The organism is Streptomyces sp. NPDC021224 (assembly GCF_044332905.1).
Classification (GTDB): Bacteria; Actinomycetota; Actinomycetes; order Streptomycetales; family Streptomycetaceae; genus Actinacidiphila.
On the sequence record NZ_JBIRPW010000022.1, the window covers coordinates 21,037 to 38,411 of the forward strand.

Annotated in this window: 15 protein-coding genes; 2 read left to right on the plus strand and 13 right to left on the minus strand. The window is 72.2% G+C overall.

Features of this window, described 5'->3' with window-relative positions; translation table 11 throughout:
• Positions 1-9: 9 nt before the first annotated feature.
• The gene (locus ACH4PY_RS33740; RefSeq protein WP_398191982.1) at positions 10-384 is read right to left on the minus strand and encodes a metal-sensitive transcriptional regulator; all 375 of its coding nucleotides are present in this window, start codon (positions 382-384) and stop codon (positions 10-12) included.
• A 189-nt stretch (positions 385-573) separates the two neighbouring features.
• On the opposite strand from ACH4PY_RS33740, the gene ACH4PY_RS33745 reads away from it, so the two are divergent.
• Together ACH4PY_RS33745 and ACH4PY_RS33750 are read left to right on the plus strand one after the other, a co-directional pair.
• Positions 574-1,194, plus strand: coding sequence for a DUF47 domain-containing protein (locus ACH4PY_RS33745; protein ID WP_398191984.1), 621 nt, complete (start codon positions 574-576; stop codon positions 1,192-1,194).
• Between the two features lie 5 nt (positions 1,195-1,199).
• A complete protein-coding gene (locus ACH4PY_RS33750; RefSeq protein WP_398191986.1) occupies positions 1,200-2,195 on the plus strand; it encodes an anion permease in 996 nt (331 codons plus the stop codon).
• Between the two features lie 106 nt (positions 2,196-2,301).
• On the opposite strand, the gene pstB is transcribed toward ACH4PY_RS33750, so the two are convergent.
• From pstB to ACH4PY_RS33810, 12 genes are all read right to left on the minus strand, one after another.
• Positions 2,302-3,078, minus strand: a complete 777-nt coding sequence (gene pstB / locus ACH4PY_RS33755; protein ID WP_398191988.1) for a phosphate ABC transporter ATP-binding protein PstB — start codon at positions 3,076-3,078, stop codon at positions 2,302-2,304.
• Between the two features lie 54 nt (positions 3,079-3,132).
• Complete coding sequence (gene pstA, locus ACH4PY_RS33760; protein ID WP_398191990.1) at positions 3,133-4,209, minus strand: phosphate ABC transporter permease PstA; 1,077 nt, start codon at positions 4,207-4,209, stop codon at positions 3,133-3,135.
• Positions 4,206-5,192, minus strand: a complete 987-nt coding sequence (gene pstC / locus ACH4PY_RS33765) for a phosphate ABC transporter permease subunit PstC (protein ID WP_398191992.1) — start codon at positions 5,190-5,192, stop codon at positions 4,206-4,208. The genes pstA and pstC overlap by 4 nt, the downstream gene beginning before the upstream one ends.
• A gap of 114 nt (positions 5,193-5,306) precedes the next feature.
• Positions 5,307-6,473 (minus strand): phosphate ABC transporter substrate-binding protein PstS, encoded by a 1,167-nt coding sequence (pstS, locus tag ACH4PY_RS33770; RefSeq protein ID WP_398191994.1) that lies wholly within the window; start codon positions 6,471-6,473, stop codon positions 5,307-5,309.
• A 416-nt stretch (positions 6,474-6,889) separates the two neighbouring features.
• The gene (locus ACH4PY_RS33775; protein WP_398191996.1) at positions 6,890-7,354 is read right to left on the minus strand and encodes an NUDIX hydrolase; all 465 of its coding nucleotides are present in this window, start codon (positions 7,352-7,354) and stop codon (positions 6,890-6,892) included.
• Positions 7,351-8,421: a CHAD domain-containing protein gene (locus tag ACH4PY_RS33780; protein ID WP_398191998.1), complete on the minus strand. Its 1,071-nt coding sequence runs from the start codon at positions 8,419-8,421 to the stop codon at positions 7,351-7,353. Before ACH4PY_RS33780 ends, ACH4PY_RS33775 begins: the two co-directional genes overlap by 4 nt.
• Positions 8,422-8,677: 256 nt before the next feature.
• Positions 8,678-10,909, minus strand: a complete 2,232-nt coding sequence (locus ACH4PY_RS33785) for an RNA degradosome polyphosphate kinase (RefSeq protein ID WP_398192000.1) — start codon at positions 10,907-10,909, stop codon at positions 8,678-8,680.
• 639 nt (positions 10,910-11,548) lie between these two features.
• The gene (gene mshD / locus ACH4PY_RS33790; protein WP_398192002.1) at positions 11,549-12,475 is read right to left on the minus strand and encodes a mycothiol synthase; all 927 of its coding nucleotides are present in this window, start codon (positions 12,473-12,475) and stop codon (positions 11,549-11,551) included.
• A complete protein-coding gene (locus ACH4PY_RS33795; protein ID WP_398192004.1) occupies positions 12,472-13,668 on the minus strand; it encodes an MFS transporter in 1,197 nt (398 codons plus the stop codon). The genes mshD and ACH4PY_RS33795 overlap by 4 nt, the downstream gene beginning before the upstream one ends.
• A gap of 89 nt (positions 13,669-13,757) precedes the next feature.
• On the minus strand, positions 13,758-15,176 hold the full coding sequence (locus ACH4PY_RS33800; RefSeq protein WP_398192006.1) for a sensor histidine kinase: 1,419 nt from the start codon (positions 15,174-15,176) through the stop codon (positions 13,758-13,760).
• Complete coding sequence (locus tag ACH4PY_RS33805; RefSeq protein WP_398192008.1) at positions 15,173-15,937, minus strand: response regulator transcription factor; 765 nt, start codon at positions 15,935-15,937, stop codon at positions 15,173-15,175. The genes ACH4PY_RS33800 and ACH4PY_RS33805 overlap by 4 nt, the downstream gene beginning before the upstream one ends.
• 105 nt (positions 15,938-16,042) lie before the next feature.
• Positions 16,043-17,272, minus strand: a complete 1,230-nt coding sequence (locus ACH4PY_RS33810; protein ID WP_398192010.1) for a S1C family serine protease — start codon at positions 17,270-17,272, stop codon at positions 16,043-16,045.
• Positions 17,273-17,375: the final 103 nt, after the last annotated feature.

Here is a 17,375-nt window from a genome sequence, read left to right on the forward strand (position 1 = left end):
TAGGTGCGGCTATGTGCGGAGCAGCCGCGCTATCGCCGCCGTCGCCTCGGCGACCTTCTCGTCGATCTCCGGTCCGCCGCCGACCGCCGCGGCGGCGACGCAGTGCCGCAGGTGCTCCTCCAGGAGCTGGAGCGCGAAGGACTGGAGCCCCTTCGTGCTGGCGGACACCTGGGTGAGGATGTCGATGCAGTAGACGTCCTGCTCGACCATCCGCTGGAGTCCGCGGATCTGGCCCTCGATGCGGCGCAGCCGCTTCAGGTGCGACTCTTTGTCATGGCTATAGCCATGCGGGCCCTGCGGCGCCACAATCTCGTCTGCTGCCGAAGCCGCTGGTTCCGCCACCGGTTCCGTCACCGCCGCCCGTTCCGTCGTCGCGTCCGTCATCCCGCCATCCGCCCTCTCTGTCCCCTTATACCCCTAGAGGGTATATCTTACCGAATCGATATCGTGTGCGAGGCATCCCCCGTCCGGGGGACTGTGTCCCATGGGCGACACTGGATGCGCCGGTTAGCTGTGGCCGGATGTTGCGCCTAGCATCAATGAGACGACTCCCATGTATCCCGAGGAACCCACGTGCGCTTTCGTCTGACCCCCAGGGAGACGAGCTTCTACGACATGTTCGCCGCCTCCGCGGACAACATCGTCACCGGTTCGAAGCTCCTCATGGAACTGCTGGGAGCCGATTCGGCCACCCGCGTCGAGATCGCCGAGCGCATGCGGGCGGCGGAGCACGCGGGGGACGACGCGACCCACGCGATCTTCCACCAGCTGAACTCCTCGTTCATCACGCCCTTCGACCGGGAGGACATCTACACTCTCGCCGGTTCGCTGGACGACATCATGGACTACATGGAGGAAGCCGTTGACCTGGTCGTCCTCTACAACGTGGAGGAGCTGCCGAAGGGCGTCGAGCAGCAGATCGAGGTGCTGGCGAGGGCCGCGGAGCTGACCGCGGAGGCGATGCCCAACCTGCGCACGATGTCCAACCTCACCGAGTACTGGATCGAGGTCAACCGGCTGGAGAACCAGGCCGACCAGATCCACCGCAAGCTGCTCGCACAGCTCTTCAACGGCAAGTACGAGGCCATCGAGGTGCTCAAGCTCAAGCAGATCGTGGACGTCCTGGAAGAGGCGGCGGACGCGTTCGAGCACGTGGCCAACACCGTGGAGACCATCGCGGTCAAGGAGTCCTGACCCACGTGGACACCTTCGTGCTGGTCGTCACCATCGCGGTGGCGCTCTTCTTCACGTACACCAACGGCTTCCACGACTCCGCGAACGCCATCGCCACCTCCGTGTCGACCCGGGCGCTGACCCCCAGGGCGGCGCTGGCGATGGCCGCGGTGATGAACCTGGCGGGCGCCTTCCTGGGCAGCGGCGTCGCCAAGACGGTCAGCAAGGGCCTGATCGACACCCCCGAGGGCCGCTCCGGGATGGGCATCCTGTTCGCCGCGCTCGCCGGGGCGATCGTATGGAATCTGGTCACGTGGTATTTCGGTCTGCCGTCGAGTTCCAGCCATGCGCTGTTCGGCGGTCTGGTGGGCGCGGCGCTCGCCGGGGGCATCGCGGTGCACTGGTCGGGAGTGGTCGACAAGGTCGTCATCCCGATGTTCGTGTCGCCCGCGGTCGGCCTGGTGCTGGGCTATCTGGTGATGCTGACGATCCTGTGGTTCTTCCGGCGTGCCAACCCGCACAAGGCCAAGCGCGGCTTCCGGATCGCGCAGACGGTGTCGGCGGCCGGAATGGCCCTCGGCCACGGCCTGCAGGACGCGCAGAAGACCATGGGCGTCGTGGTGCTGGCGCTGGTGATCCACGACCCGGGCAAGGGCTTCGGCATTCCCATCTGGGTCAAGCTGGTGTGCGCGGCGATGATGTCGCTGGGCACGTACGCGGGCGGCTGGCGCATCATGCGCACGCTGGGCCGCCGGATCATCGACCTGGACCCGCCGCAGGGCTTCGCGGCCGAGACGACCTCGGCGTCGATCCTCTACGCGACCTCGTACATCTTCCAGGCGCCGATCTCCACGACCCACGTCATCACCTCGTCGATCATGGGTGTCGGCGCGACCCGCCGGGTCAAGGCGGTGCGCTGGGGCGTGGCCAAGAACATCGTCGCGGGCTGGTTCATCACGATGCCGGCCGCGGCGCTCGTCGCTGCCGGGTGCTACTGGATCGTCGCGCTGGTCTTCGGCTGACGCACGGCGCCCGGCCCGCAGCACGGATCAGGCCCCGCCCCCCTTCGGGGAGCGGGGCCTGCGCCTTGCGGTGGCACCGCCATGCAGCACCGCACGGCGGTCTTGATCACCCGAAGCGGCCCGAGATGTAGTCCTCGGTGGCCTGCACTGACGGGTTGGAGAAGATCCGCTCGGTCTCGTCGATCTCGATGAGCTTGCCGGGCTGCCCCACGGCCGCCAGGTTGAAGAAGGCGGTGCGGTCGGAGACGCGCGCGGCCTGCTGCATGTTGTGCGTCACGATGACGATGGTGAAACGGTTCTTGAGCTCGCCGATCAGGTCCTCGATGGCGAGGGTGGAGATCGGGTCGAGGGCCGAGCAGGGCTCGTCCATCAGCAGCACCTCGGGCTCGACCGCGATGGCGCGGGCGATGCACAGCCGCTGCTGCTGGCCGCCGGACAGGCCCGAGCCGGGCTTGTTCAGCCGGTCCTTGACCTCGTTCCACAGGTTGGCGCCCTTGAGGGAGCGCTCGACGATGGTGTCCAGCTCGCCCTTCCTGCGGATGCCGTTGAGCCGGAGGCCCGCCGCCACGTTGTCGTAGATCGACATGGTGGGGAACGGGTTGGGGCGCTGGAAGACCATGCCGACGGTGCGCCGGACGGTGACCGGGTCGACGCCCGAGCCGTACAGGTTCTCGTCGTCCAGCAGCACCTTGCCCTCGACCCGGCCGCCGGGGGTGACCTCGTGCATACGGTTGAGGGTGCGCAGGAAGGTGGACTTGCCGCAGCCGGAGGGGCCGATGAAGGCCGTCACCGAGCCGGGCTCGATGGTCATGGAGATGTCGTCGATCGCCTTGTGGGCGGAGTAGTACGCGGACAGGCCGCTGACGTCGATGCGCTTGGCCATGGCTTGGATCACTTCTCTTCTGGGACGGTCTGGCTGACTGGTTGCGTGGCCGCGTCAGCGACCGGCCTTCGGCGCCTTCCATCGGGCGACGGCCCGGGCGACGAGGTTCAGGATCATCACGAAGGCGATGAGCACCAGGGCGGCCCCCCAGGCCCGCTGGTAGCTGGGGTCGTTGCCGTTCTGGTACTGCTCGTAGATGTAGTACGGCAGCGACGACTGCGGGTCGTGGAACGGGTCGGTGTTGATCAGGTTGCTGCCGAAGACCAGCAGCGCGATCGGGGCGCTCTCACCGGCGATACGGGCGACGGCCAGCATCACACCGGTGGTGATACCGCCGATCGACGTCGGCACGACGACCTTGACGATCGTGCGCCACTTGGGCACGCCGAGCGCGAGCGAGGCCTCGCGCAGCTCGTTCGGGACGAGCTTGAGCATCTCCTCGGTCGAGCGCACCACGACCGGCAGCATCAGGATCGCCAGCGCGAGCGAGCCCGCGAAGCCGTTCGCCGGCGCCTTGCCCAGCAGCACGAACCAGATCGACAGGATGAACAGACCGGCCACGATCGACGGGACGCCGGTCATGACGTCGACGAAGAAGGTCACCCACTTCGCGAGCGCGCCCTTGCCGTACTCCACCAGGTAGACGGCGGTCAGCAGGCCGAGGGGGGCCGCGATGACGGTCGCGATGCCGACCTGCTCCAGGGTGCCGATGATGGCGTGGTAGACGCCGCCGCCGGGCTGGATGGTCAGCACGTTGTTCATGGAGTGGCTCAGGAAGGTGCCGTCGATGACGCCGGCGCCCTTGCTGATCGTCGTCTCCACCAGGGAGTACAGCGGGATGACGGCCAGCACGAAGCTGGACCACACCAGGCTGGTGGCCACCCGGTCCTTGGCCTGGCGGCGGCCCTCGACCCGGGCGGTGATGACGTAGGAGCCCAGCACGAACAGCAGCAGGGCGATCAGACCCCACTGGATGTGGCTGCTCAGCCCGGCGCCGGCGCCGATGCCGCAGCCGACCGCGATGGCGCCCGCGGCGATGGCCAGCGGGGTCCAGCGGGGCAGGTGTCGGGTGGACAGGCGGACGGGGGCGGGACGGGCGGCGGGCGCCTCGTCGATGGTCGCGTCGGTCATGCGTTGGCCCCCGAGTACTCCTTGCGCCGCTGGATGATGATCCGCGCGGCACCGTTGACCAGCAGGGTGATGAGGAACAGCACCAGACCGGAGGCGATCAGGGCGTCCCGGCCGAATTCGTCGGCCTCGCCGAACTTCGACACGATGTTCTGCGAGAAGGTGCCGCCGACCGGGTCGAGGATGTGCGCCGACAGCTCGGGCGAGGCGGACAGCACGGTCGCAACCGCCATGGTCTCGCCGAGCGCCCGGCCCAGGCCGAGCATGGAGGCGCTGATGATGCCGGAGCGCGCGAAGGGCAGCACCGACAGCCGGATGACCTCCCAGCGGGTCGCGCCGAGCGCGAGCGCCGCCTCCTGGTGCATCCTGGGCACCTGGTTGATCACCTCGCGGCTGACGTTGGTGATGATCGGCAGCACCATGACCGCCAGCAGGATGCCCACGGTGAACAGCGAGCGGGCCGCAGAGCTGGGGTCCTCCTTGTGGAAGACGACCGTCCAGCCGAGGTAGTCGTCCAGCCAGAGGTTGAGCCCGCGCAGGTGCGGCACCAGGAAGAGGGCGCCCCACAGGCCGTAGATGATGCTGGGCACGGCGGCGAGCAGGTCGATCACGAAGGCGATCGGGCCGCCGAGCCTGCGCGGCGCGTAGTGCGTGATGAACAGGGCGATGCCGAGCGCGATCGGCACCGCGATGAGCATCGCGATGACCGCGCTGACGACCGTGCCGTAGGCCAGGACGGCGATACCGAAGACCGGCGGGTTGAGGCTCGGCGTCCACTCGAAGGTGGTCAGGAAGTTTCCGTGGTCCTTGGAGATCGCGTGGACCGCGCGGGTGGTGAGGAAGAGTGCTATCGCGGCCATCACCGCGAGGAGCAGGATGCCGGAGCCGCGGGCGAGCCCCGCGAAGATCCGGTCGCCCGGCCGCGTCACGGGCCCGGTGGCCCGGTGCGGCTCGGGTTTGGTGGGGGGTGGGGCGGTGGTTGTCATGTGATCGTTTCTCCGGTCTGGGTGGGGGACGCGGTACGGGCGTCCCCCGGCGGCGGTGCACCGGATACGCGACAGGCCCCGCGACCTCAGGGCCGCGGGACCCGTCGCGCGAGGTCAGGAGAGCGAACCGATGGTGGTGCGCACCTTGGTCGCGATCTCCGTCGGGAGCGGGGCGTAGCCGGCGGCGGACAGCTTCTGCTGGCCCTGCTCGCTGGCTATGTAGTTCAGGAAGGACTTGGTCAGCGCGAGCGTGTCGGCCTTGTTGCCCTTGTCGCAGGCGATCTCGTAGGTCACCAGGACGATCGGGTAGGCGTTCGGCTCCTTGGTGGTGTACGCGGCGCTCAGGTCCAGGGCCAGGTCGGAGCCCGTGCCGACGACCTTCGCGGCACCGATGCCCGCGGAGGCGTTGGCCGTGGTGGCCTCGACCGGCTGCGGGGCGCCGGTGTTGATCTTGACGGTGGGGATGCTGTTGGCGGTCGCGTAGGACAGCTCGAAGTAACCGATCGAACCCTCGGTCTGCTTCACCAGCGCGGCGACACCGGAGGACTTCGGGGCGGCCTGGCCGCCCTTGGCCGCCCACGCCTTGGCGTGCTCGTACGGCCAGTCGGCGGGGGCGGAGCCCTTGAGGAACTTGGTCAGGTTGTCGGTGGTGCCGGAGTCGTCCTGGCGGTGCACCGACTGGATCTTGGTGCTCGGGAGCTTGGCGCCCGGGTTGAGCTTGGCGATGGCCGCGTCGTTCCAGGTGGTGACCTTGCCGTTGAAGATCTTCGCCAGGGTCGAGCCGTCCAGGACCAGGTTGTCCACGCCGGGCAGGTTGTAACCGATGGCGATCGGGCCGCCGACCATCGGGATGTTGATGCCCTGGCCGCCGGTGCAGACCTTCTTCGACGCGTCGACCTCTTCCGGCTTCAGCGGCGAGTCGGAGCCCGCGAAGGCGTCCGTGCCCTGGTTGAAGTCGACGATGCCCTCGCCGGACGACGACGTCTTGTAGTTGATCGTCGCGCCCTTGCAGGACTGCTGGTAGTCCTTGACCCAGGCCTCGATCGCGTTCTGCTGGGCGCTGGAGCCGGACGCCTTGATCTGGCCGGTGGCGCAGGTGATGCCCAGCGCGTTGGCGTCACCGCCCGAGCCGCCGGTGGTGCTGGCCGCCGAGGTCGACGTGTCCGAACCGCTGCTGTCGCTGTTGTCGTCCGAGCCGCAGGCGGACAGGACCAGCGCACCGGTAATCGCGACCGCGCCGACGGTCAGGGCCCGCAGCCCGCTCTTACGCTGAAGCTTCACCTTCGTGTGTTCCTTCCGAGAGCCCGCCGGTGCACGGCGAAGCAGAGGGTTGGTGTTTCCGCGTTGGCGGCCGATGGCCGCCGGTAAGGCCGAAATTAGGCAGATCAGGTGAAGCGACCTGCGGGGGCGAGTGAACGCCGGGTGAACCTCACCCGTCAGCCCGGTGATGCCCCTTTGTGCCCCTGAGGGCACGCCCCTCCAGCCGCGCCGGGCGCCCGTTTGTTCTTTCAGGGGCGCGGGGAACTGCGCGAGCAACCCACCACCGGCCGGTGGTCCGGATCGGACCGAAGAGACCCTTTGGGTCGGTATCCGACCCGCGCCCCGGTGGGGGCTGGGGGCGCAGTTCCCCGCGCCCCTGAAAACGGGTGCTGGGCGGCGCAGGCGTGCCGTGACGGGCCCCGCGGCGCAGGCGCGGGCTAGGGGTGCTCGCCCCGTGGGGGGAGGTCAGCTCTCGGGGAGGCCAGCGCCAGCAGCAGTGCATCGATGAGCGGGCGGTCCCGGTCGTGGGTGAGGCGGTGGCGGGCGGCGGCCGGGGGGAGCCACACCATCGCGTCCACCTCCGCGTTCGCGGCGAAGCCGCCCGCGTCCGCCGCGCGGGCCGCCCAGTAGCGGACCTCCTTGGGGCGCCCGGCGACGAGGTAGTGGCGGGCGGGCAGCGCAGCGCCGAGTTCGCAGTCGAGGCCGGTCTCCTCGCGGGTCTCGCGCAGTGCCGCCGCCGCGTAGCCCTCCCCGCGTTTGAGCTTGCCCTTGGGCAGGCTCCAGTCGTCGTAGCGGGGGCGGTGGATGAGCGCGATCTCGATGCCGCCCGGCGTGGCGCGCCACAGGACGGTGCCCGCCGCGCGTACGGCGGGGCTGTCCTGGCCGGGAGGGGGCGTGGTCATTCCCGGCGCGCCCCCGGGAGGGAGGGCTGCCACAGCCGGGAGAAGGCGAAGCGCGCGGCCTCGACCTCGTGCCGCTGGTCGGCGTGCAGGACGCCGAGGGCGTACGCGGTCGCCGGCGCTATGCGCGGGGTGCGGGCCGCGGAGGCGACGGCCGCGGCGGACTCGGCGGCCTCGCGGTGGCGTTCGAGCAGCCGGGCGGCGTCGGCGAGCCGCTGCCGGTCGGTGCCGTCGTCCTCGGGGCCGGACACCTCGGCGGCGTAGCGGCTGAGCCGCAGCAGGATGCGGACCTGGTGCCAGGGCGCGTCCTGGAGGTCGGCGGTCAGCTCGGCGCCGAGGGAGGCCTGGACGGCGTCGGCGTTGTACGGGTGGGCGGCGCGGTGCAGCGGCAGTGCGCCGACGGCGTCGGTGAGCCGCAGGTAGGCCTGCCCGGAGAGCTGCGGCAGCACGTTCGTCGCGGGTCCGGCGGCGGCGGGCGAGAGCGGCACCTCGGAGACGAGTACGGCGATGGCGTCGGCCAGCGCGTGGAACCGGCTGGAGCCCATGGCCTGCAGGGACGCCGAGTGGGCGCGGGTGCGGGCCAGGGTGAGCTGGCGTTCCAGCAGCGCGCCGGCGCGGGCGGCGCCCAGCGCGAGCGGCCCGCCGCCCGCGGCGGGTGCGGCCGGTGGCGCGGACGGCCCGGCCTTGGCGGTCCTGGTGGCGCCGGAGCCCCCCGCGAGCACCGGCTCCTGCCCCTCGGGCGCGGTGATGGACAGCCGGCGTAGCGCGTCGAGCAGTCGGGCCAGCCGCCCGGCGTGCTGCGGCTCGCGGCCGAGCGTGCTGGACAGCCAGGCCAGCTCGGCGCGCAGCGGCTCGGCCCACGCCGGGTCGGTGAGCGACCCGAAGGTGTGCAGGGCCCCGCCGATCCGCCGGGCGTTGCCGCGCAGCAGCGCGTCGGCCTCGGCCTCGTTCTCGCCGCGCAGGCTGAGCCCGCGCAGGAAGCCCGCGGCGCGTTCGTGCAGGTAGCGGGTCAGCACCTCGCCGGCGGTGGCATCGGCCTGCGGCATGACGTCGTACGGTTCGGCGTTCATGATGGTGCTGGTCCCCGTGTCCCCGTTGTCTGCCGGTGCCCTGCCGCCACGGGCGGACAGCAGGCGCGGTTGCCTGTTCCTGCTCGGTGCTGCCGCCGCCTGTTCAGGCGGCGGATGCGTCGCCGACTCACCGGCCGCGGGTGCGCCCGCGCGCCGTGCGGCCTGCGGTCCCGTCCCACCGGTGCTCCCGCCGTGGCCGGGGTCCGCGTGGCCGGGGTCGGCGGCGCCCGGCGCGGCAGGGGCCGGGGGGACGCGGTCAGGTTGCTGCTGACGGGCCACGCCGGCGCCTCCGGGCGTCGATGAGCATCTCCTGGACGTTGCGCAGCGGGCGCCCTTCGGCGTCGGCGCTGTGCCGGGTCCAGTTCCCGTCGGCCGCCAGGTGCCAGGACGCCGTGGTGTCGGACATCCCGGTTTCCAGCAGGCGGTTCAGGGTGGCGCGGTGGGCCGGGTCGGCGACCCGGACGAGCGCCTCGATGCGGCGGTCGAGGTTGCGGTGCATCATGTCGGCGCTGCCGAACCACACCTCGGGCTCGCCGCCGTTGCCGAAGGCGAAGATCCGGGAGTGTTCCAGGAAGCGCCCGAGCACGCTGCGTACCCGGATGTTCTCCGAGAGCCCCGGCACCCCGGGGCGTACCGCGCAGATGCCGCGGACCCAGATGTCCACCGGGACACCGGCCTGCGAGGCGCGGTAGAGCGAGTCGATCACGGCCTCGTCGACGATCGAGTTGACCTTGATCCGGACGAAGGCCGGGTGGCCCGCCCTGTGGTGCTCGATCTCGGCCATGATGCGGGTGACCAGGCCGTCGCGCAGGCTGCGCGGGGCCACCAGCAGCCGGTTGTACGTGGCCCGGCGCGAGTAGCCGGACAGCCGGTTGAACAGGTGCGAGAGGTCCGCCCCGACCTGCGGGTCCGCGGTCAGCAGGCCCAGGTCCTCGTAGAGCCGGGCCGTCTTGGGGTGGTAGTTGCCGGTGCCGACGTGGCTGTAGCGGCGCAGCGTGTCGCCCTCCTGCCGGACGACCAGCGAGAGCTTGCAGTGCGTCTTGAGGCCGACCAGCCCGTAGACGACATGGCAGCCGGCTTCCTCCAGCTTCCTGGCCCATTTGATGTTGGCCTGCTCGTCGAAGCGGGCCTTGATCTCGACCAGCACCAGGACCTGCTTGCCGGCCTCGGCGGCGTCGATGAGCGCGTCGACGATCGGTGAGTCGCCGGAGGTGCGGTACAGGGTCTGCTTGATGGCCAGGACATTCGGGTCGGCGGCGGCCTGGTCCAGGAAGGCCTGCACGGACGTCGAGAAGGAGTCGTACGGGTGGTGCAGCAGGATGTCGCGCTCGCGCATCGCCGCGAAGATGTCCGGCGCGGACGCCGACTCGACCTCCGCGAGGTCGCGGTGCGTGCCCGCGATGAAGCGCGGGTACTTCAGCTCCGGCCGGTCCAGCCCGGCTATGGCGAACAGCCCGGTCAGGTCCAGCGGGCCGGGCAGCGGGTAGACCTCGGTGTGCTTCATCTTCAGCTCGTGCACCAGCAGGTCCAGCACGCGCGGCGCGATCGACTCCTCGACCTCCAGCCGCACCGGCGGGCCGAAGCGGCGCCGCATGAGCTCCTTCTCCAGGGCCTGGAGCAGGTTCTCCGCGTCGTCCTCCTCGACCTCCAGGTCCTCGTTCCTGGTGACGCGGAACATGTGGTGGTCCAGCACGTCCATGCCCGGGAACAGCTCTTCCAGATGCGCCGCGATCACGTCCTCCAGCGGCACGTACCGCTGCGGGCCCGCCTCCAGGAAGCGCGACAGGATCGGCGGCACCTTGACCCGCGCGAAGTGCTCGTGCCCGGACACCGGGTTGCGCACCACGACCGCGAGGTTCAGCGACAGGCCGGAGATGTACGGGAAGGGGTGCGCCGGGTCCACCGCCAGCGGGGTGAGCACCGGGAAGATCTGCTGGCGGAAGAGCGTCGCGAGCCGCGCCTGCTCCTTGTCGGTCAGCTCGCCCCAGCGGATGACGTGGATGCCCTCGTCGGCGAGCTGCGGGGCGACGTCGTTCTGGAAGCAGGCGGCGTGCCGGGCCATGAGCTCGCGGGAGCGGGTGAGGATCAGGTCCAGCACGTCCCGGGGCTGGAGGCCGGACGCGGAGCGGGTCGCGACGCCCGTCGCCATCCGGCGCTTGAGGCCCGCGACGCGGACCATGAAGAACTCGTCCAGGTTGCTCGCGAATATCGCCAGGAAGTTCGCCCGCTCCAGCAGCGGGGTCGACGGGTCCTCGGCGAGCTCCAGCACCCGCTCGTTGAACGCGAGCCAGCTGCGCTCGCGGTCCAGGAAACGGCCCTCCGGGAGGGCCTCGCCGAACTCGCCCTCTCCGGCGATGCCGCTCGCCTCCGGGTCGGGTTCCAGATCCGGTACGACCCGGGGGCGGAAGGCGCCGAAGCCGTCGGTGTCGTCCTCGCCCTGCCCCGGCTGGGGCTGGACGGGGACGCTGGGATGATTCGTCTGGGCCATGATGTGCGAGCCCTCCTCCGGATCCGGCACGTGGTACGCGCGGCCGACACCCCCCGTCAGGCGGCCTCCAGCCGTCGCTCCATTGTCTCGTGCGGAGGTGCCTTCCGGCAGGTCGGGGGAGTTCGGCCGGTGGGGGGCGGCGGGTTGCATCCTGCGATGCTGGCGGTTGCGGTTGAACCGCTGGTAACGAGAGTCTTGCCGTCAGGCAAGCGCAGCGCCTCCGGCGGGGTTGCCGTCACTGCGCGGGGTGACCCCCTCGGACCTCCGTTCCCTTACGCCGGGAGGGTGACGCTCCGCCCTGCCGGGCGGGGGGTACGCCGCGACCGTCCGCCGGTGGGGGCTTGTCGCGCAGTTCCCCGCGCCCCTGAAAAACGAGTGCCCTCGCCCGCAAAGCCTGCCCCCGCAGGGGCTCTCGCACGTGCCGCGCAGGGCGACACCCCAGAGGCGCGTGGGGGTACCCCCAGGCGAAGCTCTGGGGGAGAACGGAGCGCTCAGCCCCCACCGGGCGGACAGGCGGCATGTCACGCCAGGTGGCGATCACCTGGGGGCGCGGGGAACTGCGCGACCAGCCACAGCGCGCGGAAGATCGCGTAAAGCACCCCCGGGGGGCAGCCCGGGGCGGACCCCGCCGGCCGGCGGTCAGCTTTCCGTGCGGTACATGAGGTCGACCTCGTGGGTGGTGAAGCCGAGGCGTTCGTAGACGGAGACGGCCGCGGTGTTGTCCGCGTCGACGTAGAGGAGGACGCCGGGGAGGCCGCGGTCCGCGGCAAGGTGGCGCAGTCCGATCGTGGTGAGGGCGCGGCCGAGGCCGCCGCCCTGCTCGCCGGGGGCGACGGCCACGACGTACACCTCGCCGAGGCCCAGGTCGGCGTGCACCTTCGTCCAGTGGAAGCCCACGAGGCGGTCGCCGCGGAAGGCGAGGAAGAAGCCGTCGGGGTCGAACCAGGACTCGGCCTTGCGGTCGTCGAGGTCGCGCTGGGTGAGGGAGCCCTGCTCGGGGTGGTGGGCGAAGGCGGCGGCGTTGACGGCGAGCCATGCCGCGTCGTCCTCGCCGGGGCGGAACGTGCGGACGGTGACGCCCTCGGGCAGCACGGGTGCGGCGAGCCCGGACAGCTCCGCGTCCAGGGACCTGCGCATCTGCCGCAGCTCGCGGAAGAGCTGGAGGCCGAGCTGGACGGACAGGTGCCGGGCGGCGGGGTGGCCGCCGTGCGCCCAGACCCGCAGCCGCCGGGCGGTCGCGCCGAGCAGCGCCTCGCCGAGGGCCCGCCCGTGGCCGTGCAGCCGGTGCCGCGGGTGGACGAGGAATTCCGCGGCGGGTGCCTCGACGGGGTCGGTGTCCTCGATCTGCGCGTATCCGGCGAGTACGTCCTGTCCGCCGTCGCCCTCGGGCGCCCACAGCAGCAGGTGGCGCACCCCGGGGCGGCCGGGGTGGCGTACGTGCAGCCGGCCCTGTTCGGACACCGCGGGCTGGCCGTCGGCCGTCGCGGCGTCCGCGATCAGGTCCAGCACCGCGCGCGCGGTGCCGGCGGGCAGTTCGGTCAGGGTGTCGATCCGCCGGGCGCTCATGCGGGAATCGTACGGGGCCGGTCCGCGCGGTCCGCGGCGGGCACGGCTCGGGCCACCGGAATCAGCCCGGCGGAGGCGCATGTGGCGGCCGCGGCGAGGGCGAAGCCGGGCCAGTAGCCGGCGGCGCTGATGAGCGCGGCCATGAGCGGCGGTACGACGGCGGCGGTGAAGTTCTGCCCGGTGTTGTGGACGCCCAGCGCGCGGCCGGACCACGCGGGCCCGGCGTGCTCGGCGGTGGAGGTGAAGGACAGCCCGTTGGTGCTGGAGGTGATGGCGATCGACACGACCAGCAGCGCGGGGGTGAGCGGCGAGGGGAAGGCGATGCCCAGTGTGGTGGCGGCCACGACGGCCCCGGTCACCAGCGCCAGCTGCCGCATGGGCCGCAGCCTGCTGCCGACCCGGTCCGACCAGCGCCCGACCAGGATGCGCGACAGCGCCCCCAGGGCCTGTCCGGCGGCGATGAGCTGCCCGGCGTGCACGGGTGTCCAGCCGCGTACGTCCACCAGCAGCACCAGTGCGAAGGCACCGGCGGTGAACTGCGGGACGACCAGCAGGGCGGCGGAGCCGTGGATGCGCCACAGCAGGCTGGACCCGCGGTAGGGGTTGGGCGCGGGCTCGGCGGCTGCGGCCTGCGGGCGGGCCGGGTCGGCGGCGAAGACGGCGATCAGGACGGCGATGACCCCGCACGTGACGGCCAGGAAGCCGAAGGCGCCGGTCAGCCCGTGTCCGCTCGCCAGCGGCGGCATCGCGAGCGCGGCCACGCCCATGCCCAGGGGCGTGGAGGTCTGCCGGATACCCATGGCGAGCCCGCGCTGCTCCTTGCCGAACCAGCCCATGACCAGCCGTCCGCTCGCGGAGTAGACGGACGCCCCGGCGGCCCCGGCGAGCGCCAGCAGCGCCCCGAGGGCGACCATGCCGTGCACGCCCCACGCGGCGGCGGCCAGTGCCCCGGCGGCTCCGCCGAGTCCGGCGGCGATGACCACCCGCTCGCCCCAGCGGTCGGCGGCGGCGCCCCACCCGTACAGCGCGAGCACCAGGCCCACGGTGGGGCAGGCGACGAGCACGCCGACCTGCGTGAGTGTGAGCCCCTCGCGTCCGCGCAGCTCGTCGGCGAGGTAGGGCACCCCGTAGACGAAGGCGCAGGCCGCGGTCTGCGCGGCGGTCCCCAGGCCCAGCATGATCCAACGCCGCATGTCCGGCGCACCTCCCTGATGTGGACGGTGCGACCGAGTATTCTCCGTCCGCCGGGATGTGAGACGGGTATTTCGTATGGTGAGACGGCTCAGGTGTCCGGAAGCGTCTCCGGCGGGGCCGTGGGGGCGCCGGGGAGCTGGACGGTGGCGAGCGTGCCGCCGCCCTCGGCGGGGGCCAGGGTGATGGTGCCGCCCGCCTGCTGGACGGTGCGGGCCACGATCGACAGCCCGAGCCCGCTGCCCGGCAGCGAGCGCGCGGTGGGGGAGCGCCAGAAGCGCTCGAAGACGTGCGGCAGCTCCTCCGCCGGGATGCCCGGCCCGTGGTCGCGCACGGTGAGCCGCCCCTCGTGCAGGGCCACGTCGACCGCGCCCGACGGCGGGCTGAACTTCACCGCGTTGTCCAGCAGGTTGACGATGGCCCGCTCCAGCGCCGCCGGCTCGCCCCGGACGTACCAGGGCGCGAGGTCCGCGCCGATCGTCAGGCCGGGGCCGCGCAGCCGGGCGCGCCGCAGCGCCGTCCCGGCGATCTCGTGCAGCGGCACCACGGTGAGGGAGGGCGTGGCGGAGTCGGGCCGGTTCAGCTCCTGGAGGTCGCCGATGAGCGCGGCCAGCTCCGTCATCTGCGCCTTGACGGACGCGAGCAGCTCCCGGCGGTCCTCGGGCGGCAGCGGCCTGCCGGTCGCCTCGCTGCGCTCCAGCAGCTCGATGTTGGTGCGCAGCGACGTCAGCGGGGTGCGCAGTTCGTGCCCGGCGTCGGCGATGAGCTGCCGCTGGCGGTCCCGCGAGGAGGCGAGCGCCGCGGTCATCGCGTTGAAGGACTGCCCGAGCCGGGCGATCTCGTCCTCGCCCTCGACGGGCAGCCGGACGTTCAGGTCCTCGGTGGCGGCGACGTGCTCGACGGCCTCGGTCAGCCGGTCCACCGGCCGCAGCCCGGTCCGCGCGACCCACAGCCCCGCGGTCGCGGCGCCGACGACGCCGATCCCGGCGACGGCCAGCAGCAGCCAGGCGAGGTGGTCCAGGGTCCGGTCGATCTCGTCCAGCGGACGGGACACCGTAATCGCGAGGTTCGTCCGGGTGTTGCCCTGGAGCAGCGGCAGCGTCACGGCCCGCACGTGCTGCCCGCTGTCGGTGCGGGCGTTGTGCTTCGCGGCGTCCCGGGTGCCCTCGGCCACCTGCACGTCGGCGTGCTGCACCTTGAGCGCCACGGCTCCCGCGCCCACGCAGCGCTGCCCGTGGGAGTCGACGATCTGCACGCTGGTCAGGCCGGGCGGCAGGTTGCTGTTGCTGGGCGCGTTGGTCTGGCAGCGGGCGAGGATGGAGTCGATGTACGCGCTGCCGTCGCGCGGGGTGAGCTGGTTCTCCAACTGGGAGGTCAGCGTGGAGTCCAGCTGCGCGACGAGCTGGTCGCGCGTGATGAACCAGCACGCGAACGCCGCCGCCGCGACCGCGACGGCCACCGCCGCGGCCGTCAGCAGGGCCAGCCGCGAGCGCAGCGGGAGCCGTCTCACGCGTGACCGCCGTCCGGCGCGCGCAGCACGTAGCCGACACCGCGCACGGTGTGGACCAGCCGCGGCATGCCGCCGGCCTCGGTCTTGCGGCGCAGGTACATGACGTAGACGTCCAGGGAGTTCGAGGACGGCTCGAAGTCGAAGCCCCAGACGGCCTTGAGGATCTGCTCGCGGGTGAGGACCTGCCGCGGGTGCGTGAGGAACAGCTCCAGCAGGGTGTATTCGGTGCGGGTCAGCTCGACGGGGGCGCCGCCGCGGGTGACCTCGCGGGTCGTGACGTCCATCCGCAGGTCGGCGAAGGACAGCGCCTGCTCGGCGCCGCCGCCCGCGGCGGCCGCGGTGGCGTAGGAGCTGCGGCGCAGCAGGGCGCGCAGCCGGGCGAGCAGCTCGTCCAGCTCGAAGGGTTTGACGAGGTAGTCGTCGGCGCCCGCGTCGAGGCCGGTGACCCGGTCGCCGACGGTGTCGCGGGCGGTGAGCATGAGGATGGGCGTGGTCACCCCGGTCGCGCGCAGCCGCCGGGCGGTGGTCAGCCCGTCCATCCGCGGCATGAGCACGTCCAGCACGATCGCGTCCGGGTGGTAGGTGTCGACGGCGTCGAGCGCGGCCAGGCCGTCGGCGGCCAGCGCGGTGTCGTAGCCCTCGAAGGCCAGGCTCCGGCGCAGTGCCTCGCGGACGGCGGGTTCGTCGTCGACGACCAGGACGCGGGCGGCGGTCTCGCCGGCGTCGGCGGTACCGGGGGCGGTGCCGGGACCAGGGTTCATCTGCATCCTCGCGAGGGGAACGGGGCCGGGTCGGGGGAGGGCGGTGCGGGGGCGGGGCCGGCTCGGGGGGAGCCGGATCCCCAGCCTCGCACGCCGCCGCGGGCGTCAGCTCGTGCCGGTCGTCCCGCTCGTGCTGTCGGTGCCGCCCGCGCGCAGCGTCGGCAGGTCGGCCTTGACGGTGTTGACGGGGATCGCGAAGCCCAGGCCGACGCTGCCCGACGACGACGAGGAGGAGCCGTCAGAGGAGGAGTCGGAGTACATGGCCGAGTTGATGCCGATGATCTGCCCGGACATGTTGATGAGGGCGCCGCCGGAGTTGCCGGGGTTGAGCGAGGCGTCGGTCTGGATCGCCTTGTACGTCGTGGTGGAGCTGCCGGTGTCGCCGTTGTACTGGTTGCCGCCGAAGGAGAAGGGCCACTGGTCGCCGCCGCGGCCGCCGTTGCCGCCCTGGCCGAAGCCCTGGCTGTTCTGGTTCTGGCCGGTCTCGACCGGGACGGTGACCTCGCGGTTGAGCGCGGAGACGATGCCGCTGGTCACGGTGTTGCTCAGGCCCTCGGGGGAGCCGATGGCGACGACCTGGTCGCCGATGGCCACCGAGGAGGAGTCGCCGAGGCTCGCGGCGGGCAGGTTCGAGGCGCCCTGGATCTGGATGAGCGCGAGGTCCTTCTTGGCGTCGGTGCCGACCACCCTCGCGGTGGCCGACTTGCCCGAGGCGTACGTGACGCTGATCTGCTGGGCGCCGGCGACGACGTGGTTGTTGGTGACGACCTGGCCGTCCGCGGTGATGATGACGCCCGAGCCGGTCGCCTTGCCCTGGCCGGAGGTGGCGGTGATCTCGACGACGCTGGGGTCGACGGCCTTCACGACGCCCGCCACGGTGCCGTCCAGCGCGGCGGCGTTGACGGCGGCGGAGCTGGTGGCGCTGACGTGCGCCGCGCTGCTCGCGGAGTCGTCGGTGGCGTGCCCGATGAAGGCGCCGACGCCGCCGCCGATCAGCCCGGCGGCGACGGCCGCGGTCGCCATGAGCGCGACGGGCCGCCGTACCCGGCGCCGCCGTCCCGCCGCCTCGCCGGGCGCGCCCGGGGCGGGGTGCCCGGCGGCGGCCTGGGCGTAGGGGTCGTACGGGGGCGGCGGCGGGAAGCCCGCGTGGCCGCCGGGGTGGACCGTGCCGGACAGGACCGGGTTCTCCGGCGCCGGGGGCCCGTACGGTGCCGGGGCGCCCTGCGGGTGCGGCGCGGACGGGGTGGCGTCCGGTGCCTGGGACTCGGAGTAGAGCGGAAGCTGCGGGTCGTGCGGGTGCTGGGGGTCGCCGTTGCGGCTGCTCTCGTCGGTCATGTCTACGACTGTGCGGCCGGATTATGAGAGCGGGCTGAGCACACGCTGAGAAGCCCGACAGAACCCCGTATGCCCGATATAAAGATGAGCGCCCGGCCGAGCG

Coding starts and splice junctions, on each gene's coding strand:
- pstA (WP_398191990.1), bottom strand. CDS start 4,209: ATGACCGACGCGACCATCGACGAGGCGCCCGCCGCCCGTCCCGCCCCC.
- pstC (WP_398191992.1), bottom strand. CDS start 5,192: ATGACAACCACCGCCCCACCCCCCACCAAACCCGAGCCGCACCGGGCC.
- ACH4PY_RS33810 (WP_398192010.1), bottom strand. CDS start 17,272: ATGACCGACGAGAGCAGCCGCAACGGCGACCCCCAGCACCCGCACGAC.
- ACH4PY_RS33785 (WP_398192000.1), bottom strand. CDS start 10,909: ATGGCCCAGACGAATCATCCCAGCGTCCCCGTCCAGCCCCAGCCGGGG.
- ACH4PY_RS33775 (WP_398191996.1), bottom strand. CDS start 7,354: ATGACCACGCCCCCTCCCGGCCAGGACAGCCCCGCCGTACGCGCGGCG.
- ACH4PY_RS33780 (WP_398191998.1), bottom strand. CDS start 8,421: ATGAACGCCGAACCGTACGACGTCATGCCGCAGGCCGATGCCACCGCC.
- ACH4PY_RS33805 (WP_398192008.1), bottom strand. CDS start 15,937: ATGAACCCTGGTCCCGGCACCGCCCCCGGTACCGCCGACGCCGGCGAG.
- pstB (WP_398191988.1), bottom strand. CDS start 3,078: ATGGCCAAGCGCATCGACGTCAGCGGCCTGTCCGCGTACTACTCCGCC.
- mshD (WP_398192002.1), bottom strand. CDS start 12,475: ATGAGCGCCCGGCGGATCGACACCCTGACCGAACTGCCCGCCGGCACC.
- ACH4PY_RS33795 (WP_398192004.1), bottom strand. CDS start 13,668: ATGCGGCGTTGGATCATGCTGGGCCTGGGGACCGCCGCGCAGACCGCG.
- ACH4PY_RS33740 (WP_398191982.1), bottom strand. CDS start 384: ATGACGGACGCGACGACGGAACGGGCGGCGGTGACGGAACCGGTGGCG.